General features: G+C 72.2%; 27 protein-coding genes. 14 read left to right on the forward strand and 13 right to left on the reverse strand.

Features of this window, described 5'->3' with window-relative positions; translation table 11 throughout:
• Window positions 1-126: 126 nt before the first annotated feature.
• The 7 genes from ACFV2S_RS31800 to mshD form a co-directional block, all read right to left on the reverse strand.
• A complete protein-coding gene (locus ACFV2S_RS31800) occupies window positions 127-534 on the reverse strand; it encodes an NUDIX hydrolase (protein ID WP_385567006.1) in 408 nt (135 codons plus the stop codon).
• The gene (locus ACFV2S_RS31805; protein WP_385567010.1) at window positions 531-1,517 is read right to left on the reverse strand and encodes a CHAD domain-containing protein; all 987 of its coding nucleotides are present in this window, start codon (window positions 1,515-1,517) and stop codon (window positions 531-533) included. The genes ACFV2S_RS31800 and ACFV2S_RS31805 overlap by 4 nt, the downstream gene beginning before the upstream one ends.
• Window positions 1,504-3,771 carry an RNA degradosome polyphosphate kinase gene (locus ACFV2S_RS31810; RefSeq protein WP_385567013.1) on the reverse strand — a complete coding sequence of 756 codons (2,268 nt, stop codon included), beginning with the start codon at window positions 3,769-3,771 and terminating at the stop codon, window positions 1,504-1,506. The genes ACFV2S_RS31805 and ACFV2S_RS31810 overlap by 14 nt, the downstream gene beginning before the upstream one ends.
• A 211-nt stretch (window positions 3,772-3,982) precedes the next feature.
• Window positions 3,983-4,951 carry a hypothetical protein gene (locus ACFV2S_RS31815; protein ID WP_385567015.1) on the reverse strand — a complete coding sequence of 323 codons (969 nt, stop codon included), beginning with the start codon at window positions 4,949-4,951 and terminating at the stop codon, window positions 3,983-3,985.
• Complete coding sequence (locus ACFV2S_RS31820; RefSeq protein WP_385567018.1) at window positions 4,948-5,796, reverse strand: ABC transporter ATP-binding protein; 849 nt, start codon at window positions 5,794-5,796, stop codon at window positions 4,948-4,950. Before ACFV2S_RS31820 ends, ACFV2S_RS31815 begins: the two co-directional genes overlap by 4 nt.
• Window positions 5,793-6,176: a GntR family transcriptional regulator gene (locus tag ACFV2S_RS31825; protein ID WP_383797118.1), complete on the reverse strand. Its 384-nt coding sequence runs from the start codon at window positions 6,174-6,176 to the stop codon at window positions 5,793-5,795. The genes ACFV2S_RS31820 and ACFV2S_RS31825 overlap by 4 nt, the downstream gene beginning before the upstream one ends.
• Window positions 6,177-6,291: 115 nt before the next feature.
• On the reverse strand, window positions 6,292-7,218 hold the full coding sequence (mshD, locus tag ACFV2S_RS31830; RefSeq protein ID WP_385567022.1) for a mycothiol synthase: 927 nt from the start codon (window positions 7,216-7,218) through the stop codon (window positions 6,292-6,294).
• 152 nt (window positions 7,219-7,370) lie between these two features.
• Here mshD and ACFV2S_RS31835 point away from each other — a divergent pair, with 152 nt between their 5' ends.
• Together ACFV2S_RS31835 and ACFV2S_RS31840 are read left to right on the forward strand one after the other, a co-directional pair.
• Window positions 7,371-9,200, forward strand: coding sequence for a bifunctional metallophosphatase/5'-nucleotidase (locus tag ACFV2S_RS31835; RefSeq protein ID WP_385567025.1), 1,830 nt, complete (start codon window positions 7,371-7,373; stop codon window positions 9,198-9,200).
• 109 nt (window positions 9,201-9,309) lie between these two features.
• On the forward strand, window positions 9,310-10,173 hold the full coding sequence (locus tag ACFV2S_RS31840) for a phosphatidylinositol-specific phospholipase C (RefSeq protein ID WP_385567028.1): 864 nt from the start codon (window positions 9,310-9,312) through the stop codon (window positions 10,171-10,173).
• 7 nt (window positions 10,174-10,180) lie between these two features.
• On the opposite strand, the gene ACFV2S_RS31845 is transcribed toward ACFV2S_RS31840, so the two are convergent.
• The 5 genes from ACFV2S_RS31845 to ACFV2S_RS31865 form a co-directional block, all read right to left on the reverse strand.
• Complete coding sequence (locus tag ACFV2S_RS31845) at window positions 10,181-11,578, reverse strand: sensor histidine kinase (protein ID WP_385567031.1); 1,398 nt, start codon at window positions 11,576-11,578, stop codon at window positions 10,181-10,183.
• The gene (locus ACFV2S_RS31850) at window positions 11,575-12,300 is read right to left on the reverse strand and encodes a response regulator transcription factor (protein ID WP_385567034.1); all 726 of its coding nucleotides are present in this window, start codon (window positions 12,298-12,300) and stop codon (window positions 11,575-11,577) included. Before ACFV2S_RS31850 ends, ACFV2S_RS31845 begins: the two co-directional genes overlap by 4 nt.
• A 56-nt stretch (window positions 12,301-12,356) precedes the next feature.
• Window positions 12,357-13,451, reverse strand: coding sequence for a S1C family serine protease (locus ACFV2S_RS31855; protein ID WP_385567037.1), 1,095 nt, complete (start codon window positions 13,449-13,451; stop codon window positions 12,357-12,359).
• A 118-nt stretch (window positions 13,452-13,569) separates the two neighbouring features.
• Window positions 13,570-14,598, reverse strand: coding sequence for a LacI family DNA-binding transcriptional regulator (locus ACFV2S_RS31860; protein WP_385567040.1), 1,029 nt, complete (start codon window positions 14,596-14,598; stop codon window positions 13,570-13,572).
• 24 nt (window positions 14,599-14,622) lie between these two features.
• Window positions 14,623-15,432: a response regulator transcription factor gene (locus ACFV2S_RS31865; RefSeq protein ID WP_383787673.1), complete on the reverse strand. Its 810-nt coding sequence runs from the start codon at window positions 15,430-15,432 to the stop codon at window positions 14,623-14,625.
• 234 nt (window positions 15,433-15,666) lie between these two features.
• Between ACFV2S_RS31865 and ACFV2S_RS31870 the strand changes: the two genes are divergently transcribed.
• The 8 genes from ACFV2S_RS31870 (at window position 15,667) to ACFV2S_RS31905 (ending at window position 20,736) form a co-directional block, all read left to right on the forward strand.
• Window positions 15,667-16,485, forward strand: coding sequence for an alpha/beta hydrolase (locus ACFV2S_RS31870; protein WP_385567045.1), 819 nt, complete (start codon window positions 15,667-15,669; stop codon window positions 16,483-16,485).
• Between the two features lie 45 nt (window positions 16,486-16,530).
• Window positions 16,531-16,785, forward strand: coding sequence for a MoaD/ThiS family protein (locus tag ACFV2S_RS31875; protein ID WP_329849796.1), 255 nt, complete (start codon window positions 16,531-16,533; stop codon window positions 16,783-16,785).
• A gap of 10 nt (window positions 16,786-16,795) precedes the next feature.
• Window positions 16,796-17,917 carry a hypothetical protein gene (locus ACFV2S_RS31880; protein ID WP_385567050.1) on the forward strand — a complete coding sequence of 374 codons (1,122 nt, stop codon included), beginning with the start codon at window positions 16,796-16,798 and terminating at the stop codon, window positions 17,915-17,917.
• Between the two features lie 107 nt (window positions 17,918-18,024).
• Window positions 18,025-18,711 carry a DUF2993 domain-containing protein gene (locus tag ACFV2S_RS31885; protein WP_385567053.1) on the forward strand — a complete coding sequence of 229 codons (687 nt, stop codon included), beginning with the start codon at window positions 18,025-18,027 and terminating at the stop codon, window positions 18,709-18,711.
• A gap of 214 nt (window positions 18,712-18,925) precedes the next feature.
• Window positions 18,926-19,006, forward strand: coding sequence for a putative leader peptide (locus ACFV2S_RS31890; protein WP_350497993.1), 81 nt, complete (start codon window positions 18,926-18,928; stop codon window positions 19,004-19,006).
• Window positions 19,007-19,173: 167 nt separating this feature from the next.
• Window positions 19,174-20,013 (forward strand): sulfurtransferase, encoded by an 840-nt coding sequence (locus ACFV2S_RS31895; protein WP_383787685.1) that lies wholly within the window; start codon window positions 19,174-19,176, stop codon window positions 20,011-20,013.
• Between the two features lie 51 nt (window positions 20,014-20,064).
• A complete protein-coding gene (locus ACFV2S_RS31900) occupies window positions 20,065-20,352 on the forward strand; it encodes a DUF1416 domain-containing protein (RefSeq protein WP_030220952.1) in 288 nt (95 codons plus the stop codon).
• A 120-nt stretch (window positions 20,353-20,472) separates the two neighbouring features.
• On the forward strand, window positions 20,473-20,736 hold the full coding sequence (locus ACFV2S_RS31905) for a DUF3099 domain-containing protein (RefSeq protein ID WP_383787688.1): 264 nt from the start codon (window positions 20,473-20,475) through the stop codon (window positions 20,734-20,736).
• Window position 20,737: 1 nt separating this feature from the next.
• Here ACFV2S_RS31905 and ACFV2S_RS31910 read toward each other — a convergent pair whose 3' ends face one another.
• A complete protein-coding gene (locus ACFV2S_RS31910; RefSeq protein ID WP_385567061.1) occupies window positions 20,738-21,100 on the reverse strand; it encodes a DsrE family protein in 363 nt (120 codons plus the stop codon).
• A gap of 103 nt (window positions 21,101-21,203) precedes the next feature.
• Here ACFV2S_RS31910 and ACFV2S_RS31915 point away from each other — a divergent pair, with 103 nt between their 5' ends.
• The 4 genes from ACFV2S_RS31915 (at window position 21,204) to ACFV2S_RS31930 (ending at window position 24,489) form a co-directional block, all read left to right on the forward strand.
• Complete coding sequence (locus ACFV2S_RS31915; RefSeq protein ID WP_385567064.1) at window positions 21,204-22,007, forward strand: hypothetical protein; 804 nt, start codon at window positions 21,204-21,206, stop codon at window positions 22,005-22,007.
• Window positions 22,004-22,792: a hypothetical protein gene (locus tag ACFV2S_RS31920; protein WP_385567068.1), complete on the forward strand. Its 789-nt coding sequence runs from the start codon at window positions 22,004-22,006 to the stop codon at window positions 22,790-22,792. The genes ACFV2S_RS31915 and ACFV2S_RS31920 overlap by 4 nt, the downstream gene beginning before the upstream one ends.
• Window positions 22,789-23,691, forward strand: a complete 903-nt coding sequence (locus ACFV2S_RS31925; RefSeq protein ID WP_385567072.1) for a hypothetical protein — start codon at window positions 22,789-22,791, stop codon at window positions 23,689-23,691. Before ACFV2S_RS31920 ends, ACFV2S_RS31925 begins: the two co-directional genes overlap by 4 nt.
• A 225-nt stretch (window positions 23,692-23,916) precedes the next feature.
• Window positions 23,917-24,489 carry an FABP family protein gene (locus ACFV2S_RS31930; protein ID WP_329849808.1) on the forward strand — a complete coding sequence of 191 codons (573 nt, stop codon included), beginning with the start codon at window positions 23,917-23,919 and terminating at the stop codon, window positions 24,487-24,489.
• Window positions 24,490-24,504: the final 15 nt, after the last annotated feature.

Consider the following 24,504-nt stretch of genomic DNA (forward strand, 5'->3'; position numbering starts at 1 on the left):
CTCAGCGGCCCGGGGGCCCGTCAGGGGGGCGTTTCCGTTGTGCCCACCCGTTCCGCCCCAGCGGAACGATTGCCCACAACGGGGTGGGCGCCGCCGCGGCGGAACGATGGCCCACAACGGAAGCCGTCAGGCGTGGGGGGTTTTCAGGGCTGTGTCCAGGAGGGTGCGGTCGCGGGGCTGGGTCAGGCGGTGGCGGGCCGCCGGTGGGGGGAGCCAGACGAGGGCGTCGACCTCCCGGGTCGGGACGAAGCCGCCGTCCAGGGCGCGGGCCGACCAGTACGCGACCTCCTTGGGGCGGCCGGCCACCCAGTAGTGCGCCGTGGGCAGGCGGGCGCCGAGCTCGCAGCGGCGGCCCGTCTCCTCCAGGACCTCGCGCAGGGCGCAGGCCTCCGCCGTCTCGCCGCGTTTCCGCTTGCCCTTCGGGTGCGACCAGTCGTCCCACTTCGGCCGGTGGACGAGGGCGATCTCGATGCCGTGGCCGGAAACCGCCGGGCGCCACAGGACGCAGCCCGCGGCCAGGATGGGGGTGGTCATGGCACCGGGGCCGTCGTTCTGCGCCAGGCGCGCTGGAAGGCGAAGCGGGCCGCTTCCACCTCGTGGCGCTGGTCGGCGTGGAGGACGCCCAGGGCGTAGGCCGTGGCCGGGGCGATCCGGGGGGTGCGGGCCGCCGTGGCCGCCGCCGTCGCGGCCTCGGCGGCGTCGCGGTGCCGGTCCAGGGCCCTGGCCGCCTCGTACAGGACGGAGTCGGGTTCGCCTCCGGTGTGCAGGGCCTCGGTGGCGTACCGGTGCAGGCGCAGCAGGGCCCGGGTGTGGTGCCAGGGCGCGTCCTGGGTCTCGCCGGCGGCGAGGGCGAGGGCCTCCGCGTTGTACGGGTGGGCCGCGCGGGTCAGCGGGAGTGCGGCGACGGCGTCCTGCAGGCGACGCTCGGCGAGCTCGGCGGGGGCGTCGATGACCTCGACGGCCGGGGCCGCGCCCGCGGGGCCGAGCGGCACCTCCGAGGCGAGGAGGGCGACGGCGTCCGCGATCGCGTGGAAGCGGGCGGAGCCGAGGGCCTGGAGCGAGGCCGAGTGGGCGCGCGTGCGGGCCAGGGTCAGCTGGCGTTCGAGGAGCGCGCCGGCCCGGGCGGCCCCGACCGTGAGGCCCGGTCCGCCCTCCGTGTTCCGGGCCGCGGGCACCGGGCCGCTTCCGTTCGACAGGCGGGACAGTGCGTCCACCAGGCGGACGAGACGGGAGGTGCAGGCCTGCTCCAGGGCCAGCGTCCCGGAGAGCCAGGCGAGCTCGGCGCGCAGCTGGTCGGCCCAGGCGGTGTCGAGCAGCGGCCGGAAGGTGTGGAGGGTGCCGCTGATCCGGCGGGCCGCGCCCCGCAGCGTACGGGCGGCCTCCTCCGCTCCGGCCGTGTCGGAGCCGCTCTCGCCGTGCAGGCGCAGGCCGCGGAGGAAGTCCGCGGCCCGCGCGTGCAGGTAGGGGGCGAGGACCTCGCCCGCCGTGACGTCGTGCGAGTGGTCAGGGTTGTGCACGCCGGCGCCTCCGCGCGTCGATGAGCATCTCCTGCACGTGCCGCAGGGGCCGGCCCTCGGGGTCGGTCGCGTGCCGCGTCCAGTTCCCGTCGGGGCCGAGGTGCCAGGAGGAGGTGGTGTCGGACATCCCGGTCTCCAGGAGCCGGGTGAGTGCGGCCCGGTGGGCCGGGTCGGAGACCCGTACGAGGGCCTCGATCCGGCGGTCCAGGTTGCGGTGCATCATGTCGGCGCTGCCGAACCAGACCTCGGGTTCGCCGCCGTTGCCGAAGGCGAAGATCCGGGAGTGCTCCAGGAAGCGGCCGAGGACCGAGCGGACCCGGATGTTCTCCGAGAGGCCGGTGACCCCGGGGCGTACGGCGCAGATGCCGCGGACCCAGATGTCGACGGGGACGCCGGCCCGCGAGGCCTGGTAGCAGGCGTCGATGATCGCTTCGTCGACCATCGAGTTGACCTTGATGCGGACGTAGGCCGGGCGGCCCGCGCGGTGGTGGGCGATCTCCTTGGTGATCCGGGAGACCAGTCCGTCGCGGAGCGACTTGGGGGCGGTGAGCAGGCGCCGGTACGTCTCGCGGCGGGAGTATCCGGAGAGCCGGTTGAACAGGTCGGAGAGGTCCGCGCCGACCTGCGGGTCGGCGGTGAGCAGGCCCAGGTCCTCGTACAGGCGGGCCGTCTTCGGGTGGTAGTTGCCGGTGCCGACGTGCGAGTACCGGCGGAGGACCTCGCCCTCCTGCCGTACGACGAGCGACAGCTTGCAGTGGGTCTTCAGGCCGACGAGGCCGTAGACGACGTGGCAGCCGGCCTCCTCCAGCTTCCGCGCCCACTTGATGTTGGCCTGCTCGTCGAAGCGGGCCTTGATCTCGACGAGGACCAGGACCTGCTTGCCGGACTCGGCGGCGTCGATGAGGGCGTCGACTATCGGGGAGTCGCCGGAGGTCCGGTAGAGCGTCTGCTTGATCGCGAGGACGTCGGGGTCGGCCGCCGCCTGCTCCAGGAAGGCCTGGACGGAGGTGGAGAAGGAGTCGTACGGGTGGTGCAGGAGCACGTCCCGCTCGCGCAGCGCGGCGAAGACGTCCGGGGCGGACGCCGACTCGACCTCCGCGAGGTCGCGGTGGGTGCCGGCGACGAACTTCGGGTACTTCAGCTCGGGCCGGTCCTGCCCGGCGATCCCGAAGAGGCCGGTGAGGTCGAGCGGGCCGGGCAGCGGGTAGACCTCGGCGTCGGAGATCTTCAGCTCGCGGACCAGCAGGTCGAGGACGTACGGGTCGATCGACTCCTCGACCTCCAGGCGCACGGGGGGCCCGAAGCGGCGGCGCATGAGCTCCTTCTCCAGGGCCTGGAGCAGGTTCTCCGTGTCGTCCTCCTCGACCTCCAGGTCCTCGTTCCTGGTCACCCGGAACATGTGGTGCGCCAGTACCTCCATGCCGGGGAACAGCTCCTCCAGGTGCGCCGCGATCACGTCCTCCAGGGGCACGTACCGCTGCGGGGAGGCCTCCAGGAAGCGGGAGAGCAGCGGCGGCACCTTCACGCGCGCGAAGTGGCGGTGGCCGCTGACCGGATTGCGTACGACCACGGCGAGGTTGAGGCTCAGGCCGGAGATGTACGGGAAGGGGTGCGCCGGGTCCACGGCCAGCGGGGTGAGGACCGGGAAGATCTGCTGCCGGAACAGGGTGAAGAGGCGGGCCTGCTCCTTCTCCGTGAGCTCGGGCCAGCGGATCAGGTGGATGCCCTCGTCGGCGAGCGCCGGGGCGACGTCCTGCTGGTAGCAGGCGGCGTGCCGGGCCATGAGCTCGCGCGAGCGCGTCCAGATCAGGTCGAGGACCTCGCGGGGCTGGAGGCCGGAGGCGGACCGGGTGGCGACACCGGTGGCGATGCGGCGCTTCAGGCCGGCGACCCGGACCATGAAGAACTCGTCCAGGTTCGAGGCGAAGATCGCGAGGAAGTTCGCCCGCTCCAGGAGGGGGGTCGTGGGGTCCTCGGCGAGTTCGAGGACGCGTTCGTTGAACGCGAGCCAGCTGCGTTCCCGGTCGAGGAAGCGCCCCTGCGGCAGCTCGGCGCCGAGCGCGCCGTCGTCCTTGTACGTGTCGGGGTCCGAGTCGAGCTCGGCGTCGAGGTCGGTCACGCCGGCCCCGTTCGCCACGCGCGCGCGGCTCGTGGTGAGGGAACCGAAGGAGGACGGACCGGAGGACGTTCCGGACGGCGGGGTGGACGGCGTGGCGGAGGGCTGGACCGGGACCTCGGCGGGCTGCTGGCTCATGGCCCCATTCTTCCGCGCGAAGGGGTGGTCGGGCGCGTCGGAGCGGGCCGTGAGGGAGGGAAGCCTCCCTTTGGGGAGGGCGGACACGGAGCGCTTCATTGCGTGAGCGTCGCAAGCGCTTCTGAATGGCCGGTAACGACGACATGTCGTACGGGAATCGGGGGCGGGGCCCTTGGCGGGGCCCCGCGCCCCTTTCCGGGCCTTTTTCGCCCTACGGGTGGCGGGCGCGCAGGACGCGGAAGGCGGTGAGGACGGCGAGGGCGGCGAGGGCGAGGAGGATGCCGGTCTCGACGAGCTGGAGGGGCCAGAAGTGGGTGGACGGGTGGAAGTCGACGTAGTCGGCGACCCCGCCGCGCCCGACCAGGCAGGCACGCGCCGTCTCCGCCCGGGTCGAGCAGTACTCCCAGCCCACGCGCTCGCCGGACGCGGTGACCATGCCGTCGCCCAGCACCCAGGCGTCGGACACGCGCAGTGACAGCTCGCGGCCGGTCAGGGTCTCGGCGGGCCACAGGCCGGGCCGCAGCCAGGCCAGGGCCGTCATGATCCCGCCGGTGGCGACGGCGGCCACGCCCATCGCGACGACGGTCCGCCGCACGAGGAGGCCGACGAACGTCCCGAGGGCGATGCCCAGGAGTGCGTTGGCCGTGGGCAGGGTCCCGGTCGAGGAGAAGATGGTGAGGTCGTACCAGTACGTGGGGAAGTCGTTGGATGGTCCCGTCGACCACGACCAGTGGAAGACGAGGCTCAGCAGCGGGACGCACGTGATGACGAGGGCGGTGGGCACCGCCAGTTTGGCGGCGAGCCAGCGTGTGGGGCTGACGGACTGCGTCCACGCCATCTTGTACGTGCCGGATTCCAGCTCGCGGGCGACCACCGGGCCGGCGACGACCGCTCCGAGCAGCACGGGCAGGGCGATCATGCCCAGGCCGACGTACTCGACCAGGTGCCGGGACAGCCACCGGTCGTCGGTGTACGCGCGGACGGCCTCGAAGCAGGACCCCTCGGTGCTGTCGACGGCGCAGCGTGCCGCCCGCAGCGCTTCGGCGGCGCTGTCGGACCACAGGCGCGCCGTGATCAGCACGGCTGCCGCGAGGGCCGCCAGGACCAGTGCCGTCCGCAGCGTCGAACGGTGCTGGCGGACCGTCACCCAGTACGGGCCCTTGAGCGCGAGGGCGGTCATGCGGAGGCTCCTTCGAGGGTGCGCGAGGCGCGGAGGTGGGCGAGGAGCAGTTCCTCCAGGGACGGCGTGGTGGCGTCCCAGGGACCGTCGACCGGGCCCTCCCGCCGGACCAGGGCCGTGAGCTGTCGGCCCGTGATGCGGGAGTCGACGACGGCGTGCGGGGCGAGGTCGCCGACCGGACCGGTCAGCAGGGTGTGCGCGGCGATCAGTTCGTCGATCGGTCCGTCGAGCCGGATGCCGCCGTCGTGGACGAGGAGCAGGTGGTCACACGTGCCCTCCAGTTCGGTGAGGACGTGGGAGGACATGACGACGGTGGTGCCCCGTTCGGCGGCGTCCGCCATGAGCGCGCCCATGAGTTCGTGGCGGGCGAGCGGATCGAGGTCGGCCATCGGCTCGTCGAGCAGCAGTACCTCGGGGCGCTTGCCGAGGGCGAGCGCGAGGGCGAGGCGGCTGCGCTGGCCTCCGGACAGGGAGCGGACCCGGGCGTTCGGGTCCAGCGGTCCGGCCGCGACCAGCTCCTCGGCGACGGCCTGGTCCCAGCGGTCCGGGTTGAGCTCGCGTCCCATCCGCAGGGTCTCGGCGACGGTGAGGGAGCCGTACAGGGGCTTGTCCTGGGCGACGTACGCGACGCGCCCCCACTCCGGTGCCTCGATCAGGCCCTCGGTGGGGCGCAGCAGGTGCGCCGCCACGGCCAGGAGGGTCGACTTGCCCGCCCCGTTGGGCCCGACGACGGCGACGATCCGTCCGGCGGGCACCGTGAACGTGCAGTCCCGTAATGCCCAGGCCCTGCCGCGGCGTCGGTAGCGCAGGCCGAGGCCCTCGGCCCTGATGACCGGGTCGGTCATTCGTCCCCCTCGAAGTGGTCCTTCAGTACGGAAGTGAAGAGCGCGGCGACGTCGTCCCGGTCGAGGCCGGCGGCGCGGGCGCGGCGGGTCCAGTCGGAGAGTTCGCCGCGCAGCGGCGAGTCGGCGGGGCCGGTGCCGAGGGTGGCGCGGACGAAGGTGCCCAGGCCACGGCGGGCTTCGACGAGGCCTTCGCGTTCGAGCTCCCGGTAGGCCTTGAGGACCGTGTTGGGGTTGATGGCCGTCGCCTCGACGACCTCGCGTGCGGTGGGCAGTCGGTCGCCCGGCTCCAGGAGGCCCATCCGGAGGGCCTGTTTCGTCTGCTGGACGATCTGGAGGTAGGTGGCGACGCCACTGCGCCGGTCGATGCGGTACTCGACCACGATCCCTTCCACCACCCTTTCACTAATCAAGTAGTGAAAGGGTGTGGAAAGAAGGGGGCGGTGTCAACCGCCCCCTGTCATCGGCGTGTTCGGGACTCCGTGACCGTCGCCGCGTTCAGGACTCCGTGCGGTACATCAGGTCCACCTCGTGTGTGGTGAAGCCGATCCCCTCGTAGACCCGTACCGCCGCGGTGTTGTCCGCGTCCACGTACAGCATCGCCGTCGGCAGCCCCTGTGCCGCCAGATGCCGCAGGCCGATCGCGGTCAGCGCCTTGCCGAGGCCGCCGCCCTGGGCGTCCGGCAGGATGCCGACCACGTACACCTCGCCGAGCTGCTCCTCGGCGTGCGTCTTCGTCCAGTGGAAGCCGATCAGGCGCCCGTCCCGCTCCGCGAGGAAGAAGCCCTTCGGGTCGAACCACGGCTCGGCCGTCCGGTCGTCCAGGTCCCGCTGGGTGAGCGAGCCCTGCTCCGGGTGGTGCGCGAAGGCGGCGGCGTTGACGGCGAGCCAGGCGGTGTCGTCCGCGCCGGGCGTGAAGGTCCGTACGGTGACGCCATCGGGCAGCACCGGCTCCGGGATGTCGAGCGGCACCAGGGGGCGGCGCAGCTGGCGCAGTTCGCGGAAGAGCGTCAGGCCGAGGACCTGGGCGAGGTGCCGGGCGGCCGACTTGCCGCCGTGCGCCCAGACGCGCAGCCGCTTGCCGGAGGCGTTGAGCAGGGCGGTGCCGAGCGCCCGGCCGTGGCCGCGGCCCCGGTGGGAGGGGTGGACGACGAGCTCGGCGGCCGGGGCCTCGATCGGGTCGGTCTCCTCCAGCTGGGCGTAGCCGTAGAGGTGGGAGCCGACGGTGAGGAGGAAGTGGCGCACGCCCTCGCGCCTGCCGTGCCGCAGGTAGAGCCGCCCCTGCTCGGACACGGCGTGCAGGCCGTCGGCCTGGTCGGCGGCCTCGAGCAGCTCCAAGACGTCCCGGACCTGCTCGGGCGTGAGCTCGTCATACGTGTGGATCTGCCGTCCCGGTTCGAGGGCCGGCGCCGTGTCGGATGTCATGGCTACGAGCCTACGGCGACACTTCGTCAGCCAAGGGCAACTGTCTTGTAACCCACTCCCCCCTGTTGCGCTACGCGCGTTGACTCTAGGCTGCACGCGCAACGGGGAAGCAGATCAAGGCCGCGAAACGGGGCAAGGGGACTAGGGGAGAGATGGCAGCGACACCGAGGAAGAACAAGACGGCACGGCGAATTCTCGCCGCGGGCGCGGGGCTTGCGACCGTCGGGGCGCTCGTCGCCGCGATGCCGTCGGCCGGTGCGGCCGGGGACACGTACGCCGCCGGGCACGGGAACGACAAGGGGTGGGGGCGGATGGTCGACGTCCAGCTCCTCTCCTTCAACGACCTGCACGGCAACCTGGAGCCGCCGGCCGGCTCGTCCGGTCAGGTCACGCGGACCAAGGCGGACGGGACCACGGAGAAGGTCGACGCCGGCGGCGTCGAGTACCTGGCGACGCACCTGCGCCAGGCCCGTCAGGGGAACCGTTACTCCGTCACCGCGGCGGCCGGCGACCTGATCGGCGCCTCTCCGCTGCTGTCCGGGCTCTTCCACGACGAGCCGACCATCGGGGCCCTGAACAAGCTGGACCTGGACGTCACCTCGGTCGGCAACCACGAGTTCGACGAGGGCGCGCGCGAGCTGGCCCGGATGCAGAACGGCGGCTGTCACCCGACCGCCGGCTGTTTCGTCCAGGGCAAGAAGTTCAAGGGTGCCGACTTCCCGTACCTCGCGGCGAACGTGACGAACGAGAAGACCGGCAGGCCGCTGCTCGACCCGTACTTCATCTGGGAGAAGAACGGCGTCCGGATCGGCTTCATCGGAGTGACCCTGGAGGGCACCCCGAACGTCGTCACCGCGGAGGGCGTCAAGGGCCTGAAGTTCGGCGACGAGGTCGAGACGATCAACAAGTACACGAAGATCCTGGAGCGCAAGGGCGTCAAGTCCATCGTCGCCCTGGTGCACGAGGGCGGCCTGCCGGCCTCGCAGTCCGTGAACTACAACTGCGACGGTGACGGCGACGGTGAGGGCGAGGGCGTCTCCGGCGCGATCGTCGACATCGCGAAGAACGTCTCGCCGCAGGTCGACGCGCTGGTCACCGGCCACACGCACCAGGCGTACGTGTGCACCATCCCGGACCCGGCGGGCAAGCCGCGTCTGGTCACCTCGGCGTCGTCGTTCGGCAAGCTGTACACGGACACCACGCTGACCTACGACCGCCGCACCAAGGACATCGTCCGCACCGCGGTCGCCTCGGCCAACCACGTCGTCACGCGTGACGTCCCGAAGGCCCCGGACCTCACCAAGCTGATCGAGGACTGGAAGACGATCGCGGCCCCGGTCGCGAACCGCCCGCAGGGCTACATCGCCGCGGACATCAACGGCCGCGGCTCGACGGCGTACGAGAAGCCGCTCGGCGACCTCATCGCCGACGCGCAGCTGGAGGGCCTGGCCCCGGCGGACAAGGGCGGCGCGCAGCTGGCCCTGATGAACCCGGGCGGCATCCGCTCCGACCTCGTCCACAAGGCGTCCGGCGCCGAGGGCGACGGCGTGGTGACGTACGGCGAGTCCTTCACCGTGCAGCCCTTCACCAACATGATGAACGTGGTCGACCTGTCCGGTGCGAACCTGATCGCCGCGCTGAAGCAGCAGGTCAGCGGCTCCAACCAGAGCTCGATCAAGATCCTCCAGGTCTCGAAGGGCCTCACCTACACGCTCGACATGACGAAGACGGGCGCGGACCGCGTCGTCGACGGCACGATCAGGCTGAACGGCGAGGCGATCGACCCGGCGAAGACCTACCGCGTCGCGATGAACGAGTTCCTCGCGGGCGGCGGCGACGGCTTCGCGGCCCTGGCCACCGGCACGAACAAGCTGGTCGGCGCCTCGGACCTCGACGTCTTCAACGCCTACCTGGCGGCCCACTCCTCGGCGGCCACCCCGCTCCCGGTCCCGGCCGCGGACCGGATCACGGTCGTGCAGTAGTCCCTCGCGGACCCCGGAGGGGGCGGCGCACCGTTGCGACGGGGCGCCGCCCCCCTTCTCGTACGCGGGCACCCTGGCGGTGTTGTGGTGTACCTGTCATAGTCCGGGCATGGAGCGACGACGTCTACTCATCGGGGCCCTGGGGGCCGGAGCCGCGCTGTTCGCCGGGGCGCACGGGGCCTCCGCCGCCTCGGCCGTGGACACGCGGGCGTGGATGGGAGGTCACGGGGACGGGACCGATCTGCGGCGGCTCACGATCCCCGGGACGCACGACTCCGGGGCCCGGTACGGCGGGGCCTGGAGCGAGTGCCAGAACACCACCGTCGCCCAGCAGCTGGACAGCGGTGTCCGGTTCCTGGACGTGCGGTGCCGGGTGACCGGAGGGTCGTTCGCCATCCACCACGGGGCCTCCTACCAGAACATGATGTTCGGCGACGTCCTGATCGCCTGCCGGGACTTCCTCGCCGCGCACCCCTCCGAGACCGTCCTCATGCGGGTCAAGCAGGAGTACTCCGAGGAGTCCGACGCCGTCTTCCGCGGGGTGTTCGACGACTACCTCGACCGGCGGGGGTGGCGCTCGCTGTTCCGTGTCGGGGACACCCTGCCGCTCCTCGGCGAGGCACGCGGGCGGGTCGTGCTGCTCGCCGACAACGGGGGCCTGCCCGGGCTGCGCTGGGCGGACCCGGCCGTCTTCGCCGTCCAGGACGACTACAACGCCCTGCCCGACGCGAAGTACCCGAAGATCCAGGCCCACTTCCGGGCCGCCGCCGCCCAGCCCGGCCGGCTCTACGTGAACTTCGTCAGCACCTCCGCCTACCTCCCGCCCCGCTGGAACTCCGACCGGCTGAACCCCTGGGTCCACGGCTTCCTGGACAGCGCCGAACTCTCCGGCCGCGTCGGCCTCGGCATCGTCCCCCTCGACTTCCCGAACACCCGCCCGGGCCTCGTCGACGCCCTCCTCCGGCACAACTAGGACGTGCTCACAGCTCCGGCGGCGGGGTCGGGGCGCCCGGGAGGCGGAGGGTCGCCACCGTGCCGCCGCCCTCCGCCGGGGCCAGCGACACCGTGCCGCCCGCCTGCTGCACCGTGCGCGCCACGATCGACAGGCCCAGGCCCGAGCCCGGCAGGCTGCGGGCCGACGGGGAGCGCCAGAAGCGGTCGAAGACGTGCGGGAGCTCGTCCGGGGGGATGCCGGGTCCGTGGTCGCGGACGGTCAGCTCGCCCCGCATCAGGACCACCTCCACCGTGCCCCGCGGCGGCGAGAACTTCACCGCGTTGTCCAGGACGTTCACCAGGGCCCGTTCGAGGGCCGGCGACTCCGCCCGTACGTACCAGGGCGCGAGGTCCGTCACGAAGGTGAGCTCGGGCCCGCGGAGGCGGGCCCGGTCCAGGGCCGTCCGCAGGATCGTGTGCAGCGGGACCACCCCGAGGGGGCCCGGCTCGTCCGCGTCCGGGCGGGCCAGCTCCTGCAGGTCGCCGATCAGCGCGGCCAGCTCCGTCATCTGCGCCTTCACCGAGGCCATCAGGGCCCGCCGGTCGTCGGGCGGGATCGCCCGGCCGGTCTCCTCGCTGCGCGCGAGCAGTTCGACGTTGGTGCGGAGCGAGGTCAGGGGCGTACGGAGTTCATGGCCGGCGTCCGCGATGAGCTGCGCCTGACGGTCCCGGGAGGTCGCCAGCGCCGCCGTCATCGCGTTGAAGGAGCGCGACAGCCGGGCGATCTCGTCCTCGCCCTCCACCGGGATCCGGACGGCCAGGTCCTCCGTCGCGGCGACGTGCTCGACCGCGTCGGTCAGCCGGTTCACCGGTTCGAGGCCGGTCCGCGCGACCCACAGCCCGGCCGCGCCCGCGCCGACGACGCCGATCCCGGAGACCAGGAGCAGTACCCAGCCGAGGGTGGACATCGAGTTGTCGATCTCGGAGAGCGGGCGGGCGATGGAGACCGCGCTCGGACCCGCGGGGCCGCTGTCCGGGTAGGTGTAGACCCGCATCTCGCGACCGTCGTCGTCCTTCTCGGTGTGCAGGACGTACTCCAGCTGCCCGCGCGCCACCGCGAGGTCGCCGGCCGCGACGGGGATCGCGGCCTTCCCCGAGGTGCACACGAAGCCGTTGGCGAGGATGACCTGCACGGTGTACGAGCCCCCCACCGGCGGGGGCGTCGTGCCCAGGCGGCAGTCCCGCAGCAGGCTCTGCACGCTGCCCGGGTCCAGGCTGGTGCTGCGCAGCGAGGAGTCCAGCTCGTTCTCCAGCTGCGCCCGCGTCAGGAACCAGCAGGCCAGCGACACGGCCGCGACGGCGACGGCCACCGCCACGGCGGTGAGCAGCGCGAGCCGTGACCGCAGCGGCCGCGAGCGGAACCAGTTCCTCAGCCGGCCCGTCACTCCGCGCCTCCTCCGCGCAGCGCGTACCCCACGCCCCGGACGGTGTGGACGAGGCGCGGCTCGCCGCCGGCCTCGGTCTTGCGCCGCAGATACATCACGTACACGTCCAGCGAGTTCGAACTGGGCTCGAAGTCGAAGCCCCACACGGCCTTCAGGATCTGCTCCCGGGTCAGGACCTGGCGCGGGTGCGCCAGGAACATCTCCAGGAGGGTGAACTCGGTCCGGGTCAGGTCCACGGTCCGCCCGCCGCGGGTCACCTCGCGCGTGGCCAGGTTCATCCGCAGGTCCTCGAAGGCCAGGACGTCGTCCTCGGCGGGGGCGGCGGACGCGGCGGCGTAGGAGCTGCGGCGGAGCAGGGCGCGGATGCGGGCGAACAGCTCGTCGAGCTCGAAGGGCTTCACCAGGTAGTCGTCCGCGCCGGCGTCGAGGCCGGTGACCCGGTCGCCGACCGTGTCGCGGGCGGTGAGCATGAGGATCGGCACGGTCGAGCCGGAGGCCCGGATCCGGCGGGCCGCCGTCAGTCCGTCCATGCGCGGCATCTGGACGTCGAGGACGACGAGATCGGGGGCGTACGACTCCATCGCCGTGAGCGCGTCCAGGCCGTCGACGGCGTCGAGCGTCGCGTACCCCTCGAAGGCGAGGCTGCGGCGCAGGGCCTCCCGCACCGCGGGTTCGTCGTCGACGATGAGGATGCGCTCGGCTTCGTTCTGCTGTCCCGTCATGGGCTCAGCGTCGCACGCCTCCCGTACGCCGCTCGGCCCGCCGTCCGTCGTGGCGTTCAGGCGGCGCCGCCCGCGCGGAGGGTGTTCAGGTCGGCCTTCACCGTGTCGACCGGGATGGCGAATCCGAGGCCGACGCTGCCGGCGGTGGAACCGCTCGAAGAACTGGGCGAATACATGGCCGAATTGATTCCGATGATCTCGCCGTTCATATTGATCAAGGCGCCGCCGGAATTCCCGGGATTGAGCGAGGCGTCGGTCTGGATCGCCTTGTACGTGGTCTTCGACGAACCGGTGTCGCCGTTGAACTGCTGCCCGCCGAACTCGAACGGCCATCCCTGCTGCGGGTCCCACTGCTGCCCGCCCTGCTGCTGCTCCTGCCCGCCGCCGCCCTCGTCCTTGGCGACGGTCACGTCCCGGTCGAGCGCGGAGACGATGCCGCTCGTGACGGTGCCGGTCAGCCCCTCGGGGGAGCCGATCGCGACGACCTCGTCGCCGACCCTCAGCTTCGAGGAGTCGCCGAGCGTGGCGGCCTTGAGGCCGGAGGCGCCCTGGAGCTTGATGAGGGCGAGGTCCTTGTCGGCGTCCGTGCCGACGACCTCCGCCTGGTAGGTCTTGCCGTCGCTGAGCTGCACGGTCACGGACGTGGCACCGGAGACCACGTGGTTGTTGGTGATGATCTCGCCGTCGGAGGTGATGATCACGCCCGAGCCGGTGGACTTGCCCGCGTTCGAGGTCGCGGAGATCTCCACGATGGAGGGGGAGACCGCCTCGGCGACCCCGGCGACGGTGCCCTTGCTGCCGGAGGAGACGTTGGTGCCGCTGACGGCCGGGGCGGCGGCACTCACGCCGGAGGGGTCGGAGACGAGGTGCTGGACCAGGGTCGCCGCGCCGCCGCCGACGGCCGCGGCCGCGATGGCCACGGCCGCCATGAGCCCCACCCCGCGCCGGGCGCGACGGCGGGGCGAGGGCCCCGGCGCGGGGGCGGGGGAGCCGAGCGGCGGGTCCACCGGCGGCGGCACGTGACCGCCCGAGGGCCAGATGGTCGTGCCCGGCTCGGTGCTGATCGGCTGGGTCGGCTCGTACGGGGGCCTCGGCGGCTGCGGCGGGTGGTACGGCTGCTGCTGTGGCTGCTGCTCCTGGAAGTCCGTCATGGCTCTGACTTTCGGACGCCTTCATGAGAGCCGTCTGAGGACCGGCTGAGAAGCCCGACAGAACCCTGTATGCCCGATATAAGGAGGCGAGCAGCCGGTACGGTTCCGCCGTACCGGCTCAGCCCCCGTCGCAGCCGCAGGAGCGGCGGACCACCAGGCCCGAGGGGAAGAGCTTCACCCGCTCGCGGCGCGAGCCCGAGACGCGGACCGAGTCGTCGAGGACCAGGTCCACGGCGGCCCGGGCCATCGCGGGGCGGTCGGAGGAGACCGTGGTCAGCGGCGGATCGGTGAGCGCCGCCTCCTTCACGTCGTCGAAGCCCGCCACGGCCAGCTCCGACGGCACCTCGATGCGCAGCTCGCGCGCGGCCCGCAGGACGCCGAAGGCCTGGTCGTCGGTGGAGCAGAAGATGGCCGGCGGGCGGTCGGGGCCGGCCAGCAGCTTCAGCGCGACCTGGTAGGCGTCGTAGCGGTTGTACGGCGCCTGGAAGAGACGGCCCTCGATCGAGAGGCCCGCCTCCTGCATGGCGCGCCGCCAGCCCTCCTCGTGGTCCGCGACCGGGTCGCCGACGGCCGGGGTGTTCGGGACGCCGCCGAGGCACGCCACGTACGGGTGGCCGTGCTCCAGGAGGTGCCGGGTGGCGAGCTGGGCGCCGCCGATGTCGTCGGTCACGACGGCCACGTCGTCGATCGCCTCGGGCCGCTCGTGCAGCAGCACCACGCGCGCGTCCCAGGCCTCGATCTCGCTCGCGGCCTGCTCGCTCATGCCCTGGCTGACCAGGATCAGTCCGGAGACCCGCATGCCGAGGAAGGCCCGCAGGTAGTGGACCTCGCGCTCGGTCCGGTAGTCGGAGTTGCCGACGAGGACCATCTTCCCGCGCTCGGCGGCGGCCTGCTCGACCGCGTGCGCCATCTCGGCGAAGAACGGCTGGCGCGCGTCCGGGACGATCATGCCTATGAGGTCGGTGCGGCGTGAGGCCATCGCCTGCGCCACCCGGTCGGGCCGGTAGCCCAGCTCCTTGATGGCGGCGAGGACACGCTCGCGCGTGGCCGGGGCGACCGGCCGGGGTCCGTTGTTGATGACGTAGCTCACGACCGCGGTAGAAGTACCTGCAAGTCGAGCTACGTCATCCCGCGTCACCTTGGCCACGCGCGGCAGTCTACGCGGGGTGACCTACCTACCGGCAGGTCGCATTGTGGCATCCGCCACGTTCCTGTCCTCCGCAGGGGTGATGGCCTCCGTGGCTTCCTTGACGCGGGCGCTCGCGCGGGCCTCCTCCTTGGCGCGGGCCTCCTCCGCCGCCCGCTCGACCTTCTCGGGCGTGACGAAGCGGTAGCCGACGTTCCGGACGGTGCCGATGAGCGACTCGTGCTCGGGGCCGAGCTTGGCCCGCAGCCGCCGCACGTGGACGTCGACCGTACGGGTGCCGCCGAAGTAGTCGTACCCCCACACCTCCTGGAGGAGCTGCGCGCGGGTGAACACCCGGCCCGGGTGCTGGGCCAGGTACTTCAGCAGCTCGAACTCCTTGAAGGTCAGGTCCAGGACCCGGCCCTTCAGCTTCGCGCTGTACGTCGCCTCGTCGACCGACAGGTCGCCGTTGCGGATCTCCATCGGGGAGTCGTCGGAGACGATCTGCTGGCGGCCCATCGCGAGCCGGAGCCGGGCCTCGACCTCGGCCGGACCGGCCGTGTCGAGGAGCACGTCGTCGATGCCCCAGTCGGCGGTGACGGCCGCGAGGCCGCCCTCCGTGACGACGAGGATCAGCGGACAGCCGGGCCCGGTGGAGCGCAGCAGCTGGCAGAGCGAGCGGACCTGGGGGAGGTCGCGCCGGCCGTCGACGAGGATCACGTCCGCGCCGGGGGTGTCCACGAGCGCCGGGCCCTCGGCGGGGGCCACGCGCACGTTGTGCAGCAGAAGGCCGAGTGCGGGCAGCACCTCGGTCGACGGCTGGAGGGCGTTCGTCAGGAGCAGCAGAGAACTCATCGCGCCCCACCTGCCTGGGTCGTCGGTCCGTCGTGCGTCGATCCGTGGTGCGTCGTCGTTCGCTCGTCCATGACGTCGGTTCCTCCTCGGTCCCTGCGAGGACGTCTATGTGTGCTCACGTGTGGCTCTCGCGCCCTGAGAGCTTTTGTTCATCCGTCCGTAACAACGGTCGGAAAACGCAAAAGGACCCGGGGGCTGCGTTGCCCGGATCCTCTGGCAAGCAGAATAGCCCACATGAGTTCCGAGGCAGAGGGTCGATTTCACATCCTGGATGTTTCCTCGCTCACTTCCGTCCACCGCCCCATGACCCGGCGCGCAATGCTGCGCACCGATGACGGTGTCCGGATCGAGGCGGTTTACGAACCCTCAGGGGCAAGTGTCACCGATACGGCGGTCGTCGTCGCGCACGGCTTCACCGGGTCGGCCGACCGGCCCGCCGTCCGGCGCGCCGCCCGGGCCCTCACCGGGCGCGGCGCGGCCGTCGTCACCTTCTCCTTCCGCGGGCACGGCCGCTCCGGAGGCCGCTCCACCGTCGGCGACCGGGAGGTCCTCGACCTGGCCGCCGCCGTCCGCTGGGCCCGCGAGCTCGGCCACGCGCGCGTGGCGACGCTCGGCTTCTCCATGGGCGGCTCGGTCGTCCTGCGCCACGCGGCCCTGGAGCGGGGGACGGACGCCCGCGCCGACGCGGTGGCCGCCGTGTCCGCGCCCGCCCGCTGGTACTACCGGGGGACGGCCCCGATGCGCCGCCTGCACTGGGTCGTCACCCGGCCGGCGGGCCGCCTCGTCGGGCGGTACGGCTTCGGCACCCGGATCGACAGCGGGACCTGGGACCCGGTGCCGCTGTCCCCGGTGGAGGCTGTGCCGCTGATCGCGCCGAAACCGCTGCTGATCGTGCACGGCGACCGGGACGCGTACTTCCCGCTCGACCACCCGCGCGCGCTGGCCGCCGCGGGCGACGCGGAACTGTGGCTGGAGCGGGGGATGGGACACGCCGAGAACGCGGCGGACGAGGAGCTGCTCGCCCGCCTGGGGGACTGGCTCACGCGCGGATAGCCCATCATGGGGGGCGGCGCGCACACGAACGAAGGGAGCGCCGCTATGGCAGCGGGAACCATCCGCTACTGGGCCGCGGCCAAGGCCGCCGCCGGTGTCGCCGAGGAGCCGTACACCGCCGGGACCCTGGCCGAGGCCCTCGACGCGGTCCGCGCGGAGCACCCGGGCGAGCTCGTCCAGGTGCTGAAGCGGTGCTCGTTCCTGGTCGACGGCGACCCCGTCGGGACCCGGAGCCATGAGACGGTACGGCTTGCCGAGGGCGGCACGGTCGAGGTGCTCCCCCCGTTCGCAGGAGGGTGACCCCCACAGCATGAGCAACGACCAGTACTACGGCGGGCAGCAGTACGACCCGTACGCGAACGGGCAGCAGAACCCTGCCGACGTCACGCAGACGTGGGAGGGCCAGACCTGGGACACCCAGTACCAGCCGGCCGTCTCGTACGACCAGGTCCAGGCGGCGCGTGCCCCCGAGCCCCAGGAGGCGTACCCGCAGCCGTACGGACAGCAGCCGTACGGGCAGCAGCCGTACCCGTCGCACGGAGGGCACGCCGCGTACTACGCGGAGCCGGTCCCCGAGGCCGCACCCGAGCCGGTCGCCGCCCCCGTGGCCCCGCCCGCCGCCGCGGCCGGGGACGGGCCCGCCTACTCCTCGCCCACCACCTCCGGGAACACCCGCATCACCGACGCCCAGCGCGCCCGCGCCGAGGGCCGGTCGCCGATCATCGACCCGGGCATGCGGCCCGCCGCCCTCACCGCCGTCCTCGGCCTGCTCCTCGCGGGCGGAGCCTCCCTCGGCGCATACGGGCTGCTCGTCCCGCTGGTCCTGCTCCAGGGCCTCACCGCCGCCGGCTGGTTCCGGCTCAACGGCATGTGGCCCGCCCGGCAGGGCATCGCCCTCGCCTTCCTCGGCGGCCTCGTCGCCGACGCCGCGCTCCTCGCCACCGGCCGGGAGCACGCGGCCGCCGCGATCCTGGGCACGCTCGGCGTCTGGGTGCTGCTCTGCCTGGTCCTCCAGCTGCGCAGCCACGCCGACCCCGACGAGCGCATGTACGGCCTGATGGCCACGATCGCCTCCGCCGCCCTGACGGTCGTCGCCACCGGGTACCTCGGCGCCGCCCCGGACGCGGTGGTCGTCGGCGGGATCGCCGTCGCCGCCGCCGTCCTCGCCCGGGCGCTGCCGCTGCCCGGACCGGTCTCCGCGGTCGCCGCGCTGCTCGCCTCGGCGGGCGCGGGGATCGCCGCCGGCGGTCTCACCGACCTGGGCTCCTCCGGGGCGCTGCTCGGCCTCGGCGCCGGCGTCTGCGCCCTGATCGGTCTGCGGGCGGCCGCCTACGACTATCCGTCCCGCTTCGTCCACATGACCGCGGGCGTCGCGCTGCCGCTCACCGCCGCCGCGCCCGCCGTCTACCTGCTGGGCCGCGCACTGGCCTGACCGGCGGTCCTTCCCGTCACGGGAACCAACCGGCCCCCCGACACGTCGATCTTCGTGTCGGGGGGCCGGAACTGTTACGGGAAGCAAAACGGGGGGACGCTCAGCCCATGCGAGCACTGCGGATTCTGTTGATCGTGGCCGTCGTGCTGGGCGGGATCCTCGTCGGGATCGACCGGCTGGCCGTGGCGTACGCCGAGTCGGAGGCGTCGAGCCGGGTGAAGCTCTCGGGCGCGCGCGCCGAGGCGATCGACGTCGACATCAAGGGCTTCCCCTTCCTCACCCAGGTGGCGGACAAGCGGTTCGACGAGGTCGACGTGACGGCGTCCGGCGTCCGGGCCACGGCCGGTGACAAGGACATCCGGGTCGGCGAGCTGACCATGGCCCTGCGGGACGTGACCGTCACCGGCGACTGGGCGGGCGCCAAGGCCGGGTCGGCGAGCGGCACGGCCCTCGTCTCGTACGCGGACCTCACCGCCGCGTCCGACCGCGGCGCCACCGTCGCCTACGGCGGCGACGGCAAGGTGAAGGTCACCGGCAGCGTGAGGATCCTGGGCCGCAGCCTGACCCGTTCGGTCCTCTCCACGGTGACCGTCGTGAACGGCGACACCCTCAAGGTCCGCGCCGACGAGGTGCCGGGCGCCGGCCTCCCGGGCGTGGAGGAGCTGGTCCGCGAGCGGACCGACTTCGAGCGCCCGATCGGCACGATCGCCGGCCTGAAGGTGGAGAAGGTGGAGCCGCGCCCGGACGGTCTCGCGGTCATGGTGACCGGAAAGGACGTCGCCCTGGCGGGCTGACGGGGCCCGTGGGGGCGTGCGGGGGCCTCCGGGCCCCCGTTTTTCATATGCTGAGACAGGGCCGTCCGATCCGCAGAAGACGAAGCGGACACCGGGGCGCGGAGGCGCCCGGAGCCGACGCGCACCGTGATCACGTCTCGCATCTCGGACGATCGCGTCTCAAAATACGACACACCGGTGACACGGCCGCCTGTCCGTCCCTACGATCGAGGGCATGAAGCGACAGGCGGATCTCACGAAGCGGCGGGCAGTGGACCTGTGTCGCGTCGCCGCCATGCTCTGTCGCTCAGTCTGAGCGGGACGCCCACTCCCGTATCCCGCAGGCCCGTCGACCGAGGTCGGGGCCGCCCTGTGCAGAGCCGTACGACGTCCACCGTCCGTACGCACGCGACGACGCGTACCGGCACCACACATCCGCACCACCGCAGCACGCCCCCGCACACTGCCCCGGAGGAGAACAGCATGGCTCGCAGCGACGTCCTGGTCGACGCGGACTGGGTCGAGGCCAACCTCGACAACCCGAAGGTCGCCATCGTCGAGGTCGACGAGGACACCTCGGCGTACGAGAAGAACCACATCCGCAACGCCATCCGCATCGACTGGACCCAGGACCTGCAGGACCCGGTCCGCCGTGACTTCATCGACCAGGAGGGCTTCGAGAAGCTCCTCTCGGCCAAGGGCATCGGCAACGACACCACGGTCGTCCTCTACGGCGGCAACAACAACTGGTTCGCCTCCTACGCGTACTGGTACTTCAAGCTCTACGGTCACCAGGACGTCAAGCTCCTCGACGGCGGCCGCAAGAAGTGGGAGCTCGACTCCCGCGACCTCGTCGCCGAGGTGCCGGCCCGCCCGGCCACCGCGTACAAGGCCCAGGCCCAGGACGCCTCGATCCGCGCCTTCCGCGACGACGTCGTGGCCGCGATCGGCGCCCAGAACCTGGTCGACGTCCGCTCGCCCGACGAGTTCTCCGGCAAGCTGCTCGCCCCGGCGCACCTCCCGCAGGAGCAGTCGCAGCGCCCCGGCCACGTGCCGAGCGCCCGCAACATCCCGTGGTCGAAGAACGCCAACGACGACGGCACGTTCAAGTCGGACGACGAGCTCAAGGCCCTCTACGAGGACGAGCAGGTCGACCTGGCGAAGGACACCATCGCCTACTGCCGCATCGGCGAGCGCTCCGCGCTGACCTGGTTCGTCCTGCACGAGCTGCTCGAGGTCCCGAACGTCAAGAACTACGACGGCTCCTGGACCGAGTACGGCTCCCTCGTCGGCGTGCCGATCGAGCTCGGCGCCAACAAGTAGTCCCCGGACCCTCCCCTTCTCCGGACCCCTCGACCGTAAGGACAGAACGACATGTGTGGAGCGCAGCCCGGCGGCCCCGACGCCTCGACGATCAAGCCCGGTGAGACCACGATCCAGGGCTTCGTGACCAAGGACGGCGAGCCCGTCACCGGTTACGTCCGCCTCCTGGACTCGACCGGCGAGTTCACGGCCGAGGTCCCGACCTCCGCCACCGGCCAGTTCCGTTTCTACGCGGCCGAGGGCACCTGGACCGTCCGTGCCCTGGTCCCCGGCGGCACCGCCGACCGCAAGGTCGTGGCCCAGAAGGGCGGCCTGGCCGAGGTCGCCATCGCCGTCTGATCCACGGCACCCGAACGGCCGGAGGGCCGTGCCTCCTGGGGGGGTTGGACGCCTATTCCAGGACTTGAGGCACGGCCCTCCGGTCTGTCCGCGTGCGCCGTCCGGTCGTACGCTGAAGAGGTGTACGCACGACGTCGCCACGTCTACTTCTGGATGATGGGCGCCTGCCTGCTGCTGTTCGTGGGCGCCTGGGCCGTCGTGCGGCTCTTCTCGATGCCGGTCGCCATCGGCATGTGCGTCGTCGCCATGGTCATCCCCCCGGTCGCCGCGATGGTCGCGAACCGCCGGGGCCCGGAGGACCGCTGGTGGGACGATCCTTCGGGCGACCCGAAGTCGGACGAGTGGTGGGACGAACTCGACGGGAAGAAGCGCCGCGAGCGGTGAATCAGTAGACGAGGGCCTGGGTCTCGTCGGACATCGCCTCCTGGACGAAGACCTGCGCGCCGGCGATGCGGACGCCCTTCAGGACGTCCTGCTCCGTGATGTCCCGGCGTGCCGCGCACTGCGTGCAGAGCGTGACGCGGCCGGCCGCCAGGATCGAGTCGATCAGGTCCGGCAGCGGTGCGGCGTGCGGGAGGTCGAACTCGGCCGCGCGGCCCGGTAGGGCGAACCACGAGGACTCGCCGGTCAGCCAGAGCGAGACCTCGACGCCGCTGGCGACGGCGACGGCGGCCACCGTGAAGGCCTGGGAGCAGCGTTCGGGGGCGTCGGCCCCTGCGGTCACCTTGATCACGAGCTTCTTCGCCATATGCCGAACTGTAATGCGAGGCCGTGCAACTCCCTGCGCCTCTCACGTGTCAGCTGGGTGCGCGGGTGACGGAATCCGCGCTTCAGGTCTCGTGGGGGGACTCTTGAGCACAGAAGAAAGTATCCGAAACGCGGATACAGCAGAACCGCCCGAAGCGGAGGCGGTCCCGGAAACCGCGCCTCCGGTCCGGTCGCCGCGCCGCCTCCTCCGTACCGTCGGGCTCATCGCCGTCGCCGCCGTCATCGGCCTCGTCGGCGGCACCGCCGTCGGCTACGGCATCCAGGCCGACCGCGAACCCACCGCGCTTCCGCCGCTGAACCAGCCAGGCCTCGCGTACCCGGCGAAGCCGCTCCCGAAGGGCCAGGAGCCGGCGCCGCTGTCGGCGAAGGAGGACCACCAGGCGAAGGCCCAGGGCGACCTGCGGAAGCTGCTGGTGCCGAAGCCCGCGGGGGCGGAGTCCGACGGCGAGGACGGGTGGCAGTCGCTGTCCGGGTACGTCAACGGGTTCACGCGGCCCGACGGGGCGCTGGAGTTCCAGCTGGACCAGGGGATCCGGCGGATCGCCACGCGTGCGTGGCGGGTGGGCGAGTACCGGAGGGTCGAGATCGAGCTGGTCCAGTACCGCCCCACCTCGGCGAACGGCGCCCTGGAGCACACGACGGGCCAGCAGGGCATCGCCATCTCGGACGGGAAGTCCGGCTCGTTCGGGGAGCCGGTGAAGGGCTCCGGGAACGGCCGCTACTTCCTCTTCCCGGTGGAGCGGGAGCCGGGATACATGGACTACTACGCGGCCCGTGCGTTCATCCAGCGCGGCGACATCGCGATCACGATCCTGATGTCCGACACCAAGAAGATCACCGAGAACGAGATCCGTTCTCTGGCCGAGCGACAGCTGGGGCGCCTGTGAGTGAGAAGTCCGGGGGCCGCACGCGCCGGACCCTGAGGAACGCGCTGACCGGCGTGCTCGTGCTCGGCGTCGTCGCCGGGGGCGTCGCGTACACGGCGGTCACCGTCGACGGGGCCGACCGTTCGGCGCCCACCGTGGCCTGGGCGGACCCGAGCTCCACCGCCACACCCGCCGACCCGGCCGCCGGCATCGCCCGGGGCCGGGCCTCGACGCCCCTGAGCAGGCTCCTCCTGCCGGTGCCCGAGGGGTACGCGCTCGGCGCGGACATCGCCGGGTACGGCAACGACGACGAGCTGGAGGCCCGGCGGGCCGCCGGCCTCCTCAAGCAGGCGGGCAGGGGCTTCTACGGGAAGAAGCGCCGCGCGTACGAGAAGGAGGTCGACCGGCTCGGCATCCAGGGCATGGCGATGCGTTCGTACGCCAAGGAGGACAGCACCCTCCAGGCCGAGGTGCTCCTCCTGCGGATGAAGGACAGGAAGCGGGTCCGGGAGTTCTTCCGGACCCGCACGCGGATGTCCGAGTTCCTCGAGCTGCGCAAGGGCCCGAAGATCAAGGCGTACGCGAAGAACTCCGCCTGCTACCTGGGGCCCGAGCCCGAGAAGCCCAGGCAGCACGGGGACGACGAGCGGACCCCCGACCTCCAGACCATGATCTGCTCCGCGTACGACGGAGAGGTCATGGTCACCGTCACGGCCTTCGGCGCCCCGCCCTTCGACCAGAAGGCCGTCGCCGGTCTCGTCGAGAAGCAGCTCCGCCACATCGCGTCCCCGGGGGAGTACGTATGACCGAGCAGATGACCGAGCGGTCGACGGACCCGGCCGCCGCCGAGACGTCCGCACCCGCACCCGCACCCGCACCCGCGCCCGCCCCAGCCGCCGAGACGCCCGCGCCCGCGGCCGCCGCCGTCCCCGGTCCCGCGGCCCGCCCGGCCCGGCGGGTGCTCCGGGCCGTCGCGCGCTGGACGGCCGCCGTCGTCGTGTGCGGCGGCGTCGGCGCGGGCACCGCCCTGGGGATCACGGGCCTGGAGCGCACCGACGTGCCCGGCCTGGAGACCGAGAGCGACGGCCGCTGGGAGTACCCGGCGCTCCGGCTCCCCGCGCTGCCCGCGGACCGGCCGCGTCCGTTCACCGAGGGCAACGAGGGCGAGGTGCACCACGCCGACGTGCGCGAGCTGCTGCTGCCCGCGCCGGCCGGTGCGACGCCCGACACGAAGCTGAGCGGCGGGTTCGTGTCCACGGAGGCGTACCTCTCCCTCTACGGGAAGGAGTTCCGCGGCGACCTGCGCAAGAGCCTCGCCGACTCCACCCTGCGGCACATCGCCGCCCGGGGGTGGACGACCCCCGACGGCACCCGCACCAGCGTGCACCTGCTCCGGTTCAGCTCCGTGGCGTACGCCGAGGAGTACCGCGACGAGGCGCTGGAGGCGGAGGGCGCGGACGGGCTCAAGGCCCTTCCGGACGGAGTCGAGGGCTTCGACCCGGAGACCTTCACGGACGACATCGAGGTCCCGGAGACGGGCGTGTACGCCTTCCGCGAGAAGAAGCCGTACGGTCCCGAGCAGGTCCGCTGGGCCTATGTGCAGGCCGGTGACACGCTCGCGCTGATCACCCAGACGCGTGCGGGCGAGGCGCTCGCCGTGCCGTTCCAGCAGACCGTCACTCTCCAGAACCAGCTCCTCGGCTGATCATCCGGGAGACCCACCTCACCGAGTGGGCCGGACCCCCGCCCACTAAGCTGGGGTCCGGCCCGTTCCGCCTTCACCGCTCAGTCGAGGAGCACCCCGTGATCGTTTTCTTCGAAACCCTCCTGGTCCTGGTCGCCGTCGGCGTGATCGCCTTCGCCGGTCTGACCGTGAAGAAGCTGTACCAGGGCCAGCGGTAACCACTTCTAGAGAACGCCAGAGCTGCTCATGATCGAGATCCCGTCCGACCTCAACCCGGACCTCGTCCCCCTCGCGTTCCTGCTCGGTACGTGGGAGGGTGCGGGCGTCTCCGACTTCCCCGGTGCCGAGAAGTGCAACTTCGGCCAGTCCGTGACGTTCAGCCACGACGGCCGGGACTTCCTCGAGTACCACTCGCACTCCTGGGTCCTGGACAATGACGGCAACAAGGTCCGTCCGCTGGAGAGCGAGAGCGGCTACTGGCGGATCGACAAGGACCGCAAGGTCGAGATCGTCATGGTCCGTGACCAGGGCATCGTCGAGATCTGGTACGGCGAGCTCGCCGACCAGAAGCCGCAGATCGACCTCGCGACGGACGCCGTCGCCCGGACCGCGGCCTCGGGCGCGTACAGCGGCGGCAAGCGGCTCTACGGCTACGTGAAGAGCGACCTGATGTGGGTGGGCGAGAAGGCGACCCCCGAGGTTCCGCTCCGCCCGTACATGTCGGCGCACCTGAAGAAGGTCGTGACGCCGGAGGAGGTCGCGGAGATGGCCCGCAACCTGCCCGACATGCCGGACGACGGCATCGCCTTCTTCCGCTAGACACTCCTGGTGCGC

Source organism: Streptomyces sp. NPDC059695, assembly GCF_042733785.1.
GTDB lineage: Bacteria > Actinomycetota > Actinomycetes > Streptomycetales > Streptomycetaceae > Streptomyces.

Bases quoted from the DNA above. Each gene is read 5' to 3' on its own strand.
- ACFV2S_RS31800 (WP_385567006.1), bottom strand. From the start codon at position 534: ATGACCACCCCCATCCTGGCCGCGGGCTGCGTCCTGTGGCGCCCGGCG.
- ACFV2S_RS31810 (WP_385567013.1), bottom strand. From the start codon at position 3,771: ATGAGCCAGCAGCCCGCCGAGGTCCCGGTCCAGCCCTCCGCCACGCCG.
- ACFV2S_RS31815 (WP_385567015.1), bottom strand. From the start codon at position 4,951: ATGACCGCCCTCGCGCTCAAGGGCCCGTACTGGGTGACGGTCCGCCAG.
- ACFV2S_RS31820 (WP_385567018.1), bottom strand. From the start codon at position 5,796: ATGACCGACCCGGTCATCAGGGCCGAGGGCCTCGGCCTGCGCTACCGA.
- mshD (WP_385567022.1), bottom strand. From the start codon at position 7,218: ATGACATCCGACACGGCGCCGGCCCTCGAACCGGGACGGCAGATCCAC.
- ACFV2S_RS31835 (WP_385567025.1), top strand. From the start codon at position 7,371: ATGGCAGCGACACCGAGGAAGAACAAGACGGCACGGCGAATTCTCGCC.
- ACFV2S_RS31840 (WP_385567028.1), top strand. From the start codon at position 9,310: ATGGAGCGACGACGTCTACTCATCGGGGCCCTGGGGGCCGGAGCCGCG.
- ACFV2S_RS31850 (WP_385567034.1), bottom strand. From the start codon at position 12,300: ATGACGGGACAGCAGAACGAAGCCGAGCGCATCCTCATCGTCGACGAC.
- ACFV2S_RS31855 (WP_385567037.1), bottom strand. From the start codon at position 13,451: ATGACGGACTTCCAGGAGCAGCAGCCACAGCAGCAGCCGTACCACCCG.
- ACFV2S_RS31865 (WP_383787673.1), bottom strand. From the start codon at position 15,432: ATGAGTTCTCTGCTGCTCCTGACGAACGCCCTCCAGCCGTCGACCGAG.
- ACFV2S_RS31870 (WP_385567045.1), top strand. From the start codon at position 15,667: ATGAGTTCCGAGGCAGAGGGTCGATTTCACATCCTGGATGTTTCCTCG.
- ACFV2S_RS31875 (WP_329849796.1), top strand. From the start codon at position 16,531: ATGGCAGCGGGAACCATCCGCTACTGGGCCGCGGCCAAGGCCGCCGCC.
- ACFV2S_RS31880 (WP_385567050.1), top strand. From the start codon at position 16,796: ATGAGCAACGACCAGTACTACGGCGGGCAGCAGTACGACCCGTACGCG.
- ACFV2S_RS31885 (WP_385567053.1), top strand. From the start codon at position 18,025: ATGCGAGCACTGCGGATTCTGTTGATCGTGGCCGTCGTGCTGGGCGGG.
- ACFV2S_RS31890 (WP_350497993.1), top strand. From the start codon at position 18,926: ATGAAGCGACAGGCGGATCTCACGAAGCGGCGGGCAGTGGACCTGTGT.
- ACFV2S_RS31895 (WP_383787685.1), top strand. From the start codon at position 19,174: ATGGCTCGCAGCGACGTCCTGGTCGACGCGGACTGGGTCGAGGCCAAC.
- ACFV2S_RS31900 (WP_030220952.1), top strand. From the start codon at position 20,065: ATGTGTGGAGCGCAGCCCGGCGGCCCCGACGCCTCGACGATCAAGCCC.
- ACFV2S_RS31910 (WP_385567061.1), bottom strand. From the start codon at position 21,100: ATGGCGAAGAAGCTCGTGATCAAGGTGACCGCAGGGGCCGACGCCCCC.
- ACFV2S_RS31925 (WP_385567072.1), top strand. From the start codon at position 22,789: ATGACCGAGCAGATGACCGAGCGGTCGACGGACCCGGCCGCCGCCGAG.
- ACFV2S_RS31930 (WP_329849808.1), top strand. From the start codon at position 23,917: ATGATCGAGATCCCGTCCGACCTCAACCCGGACCTCGTCCCCCTCGCG.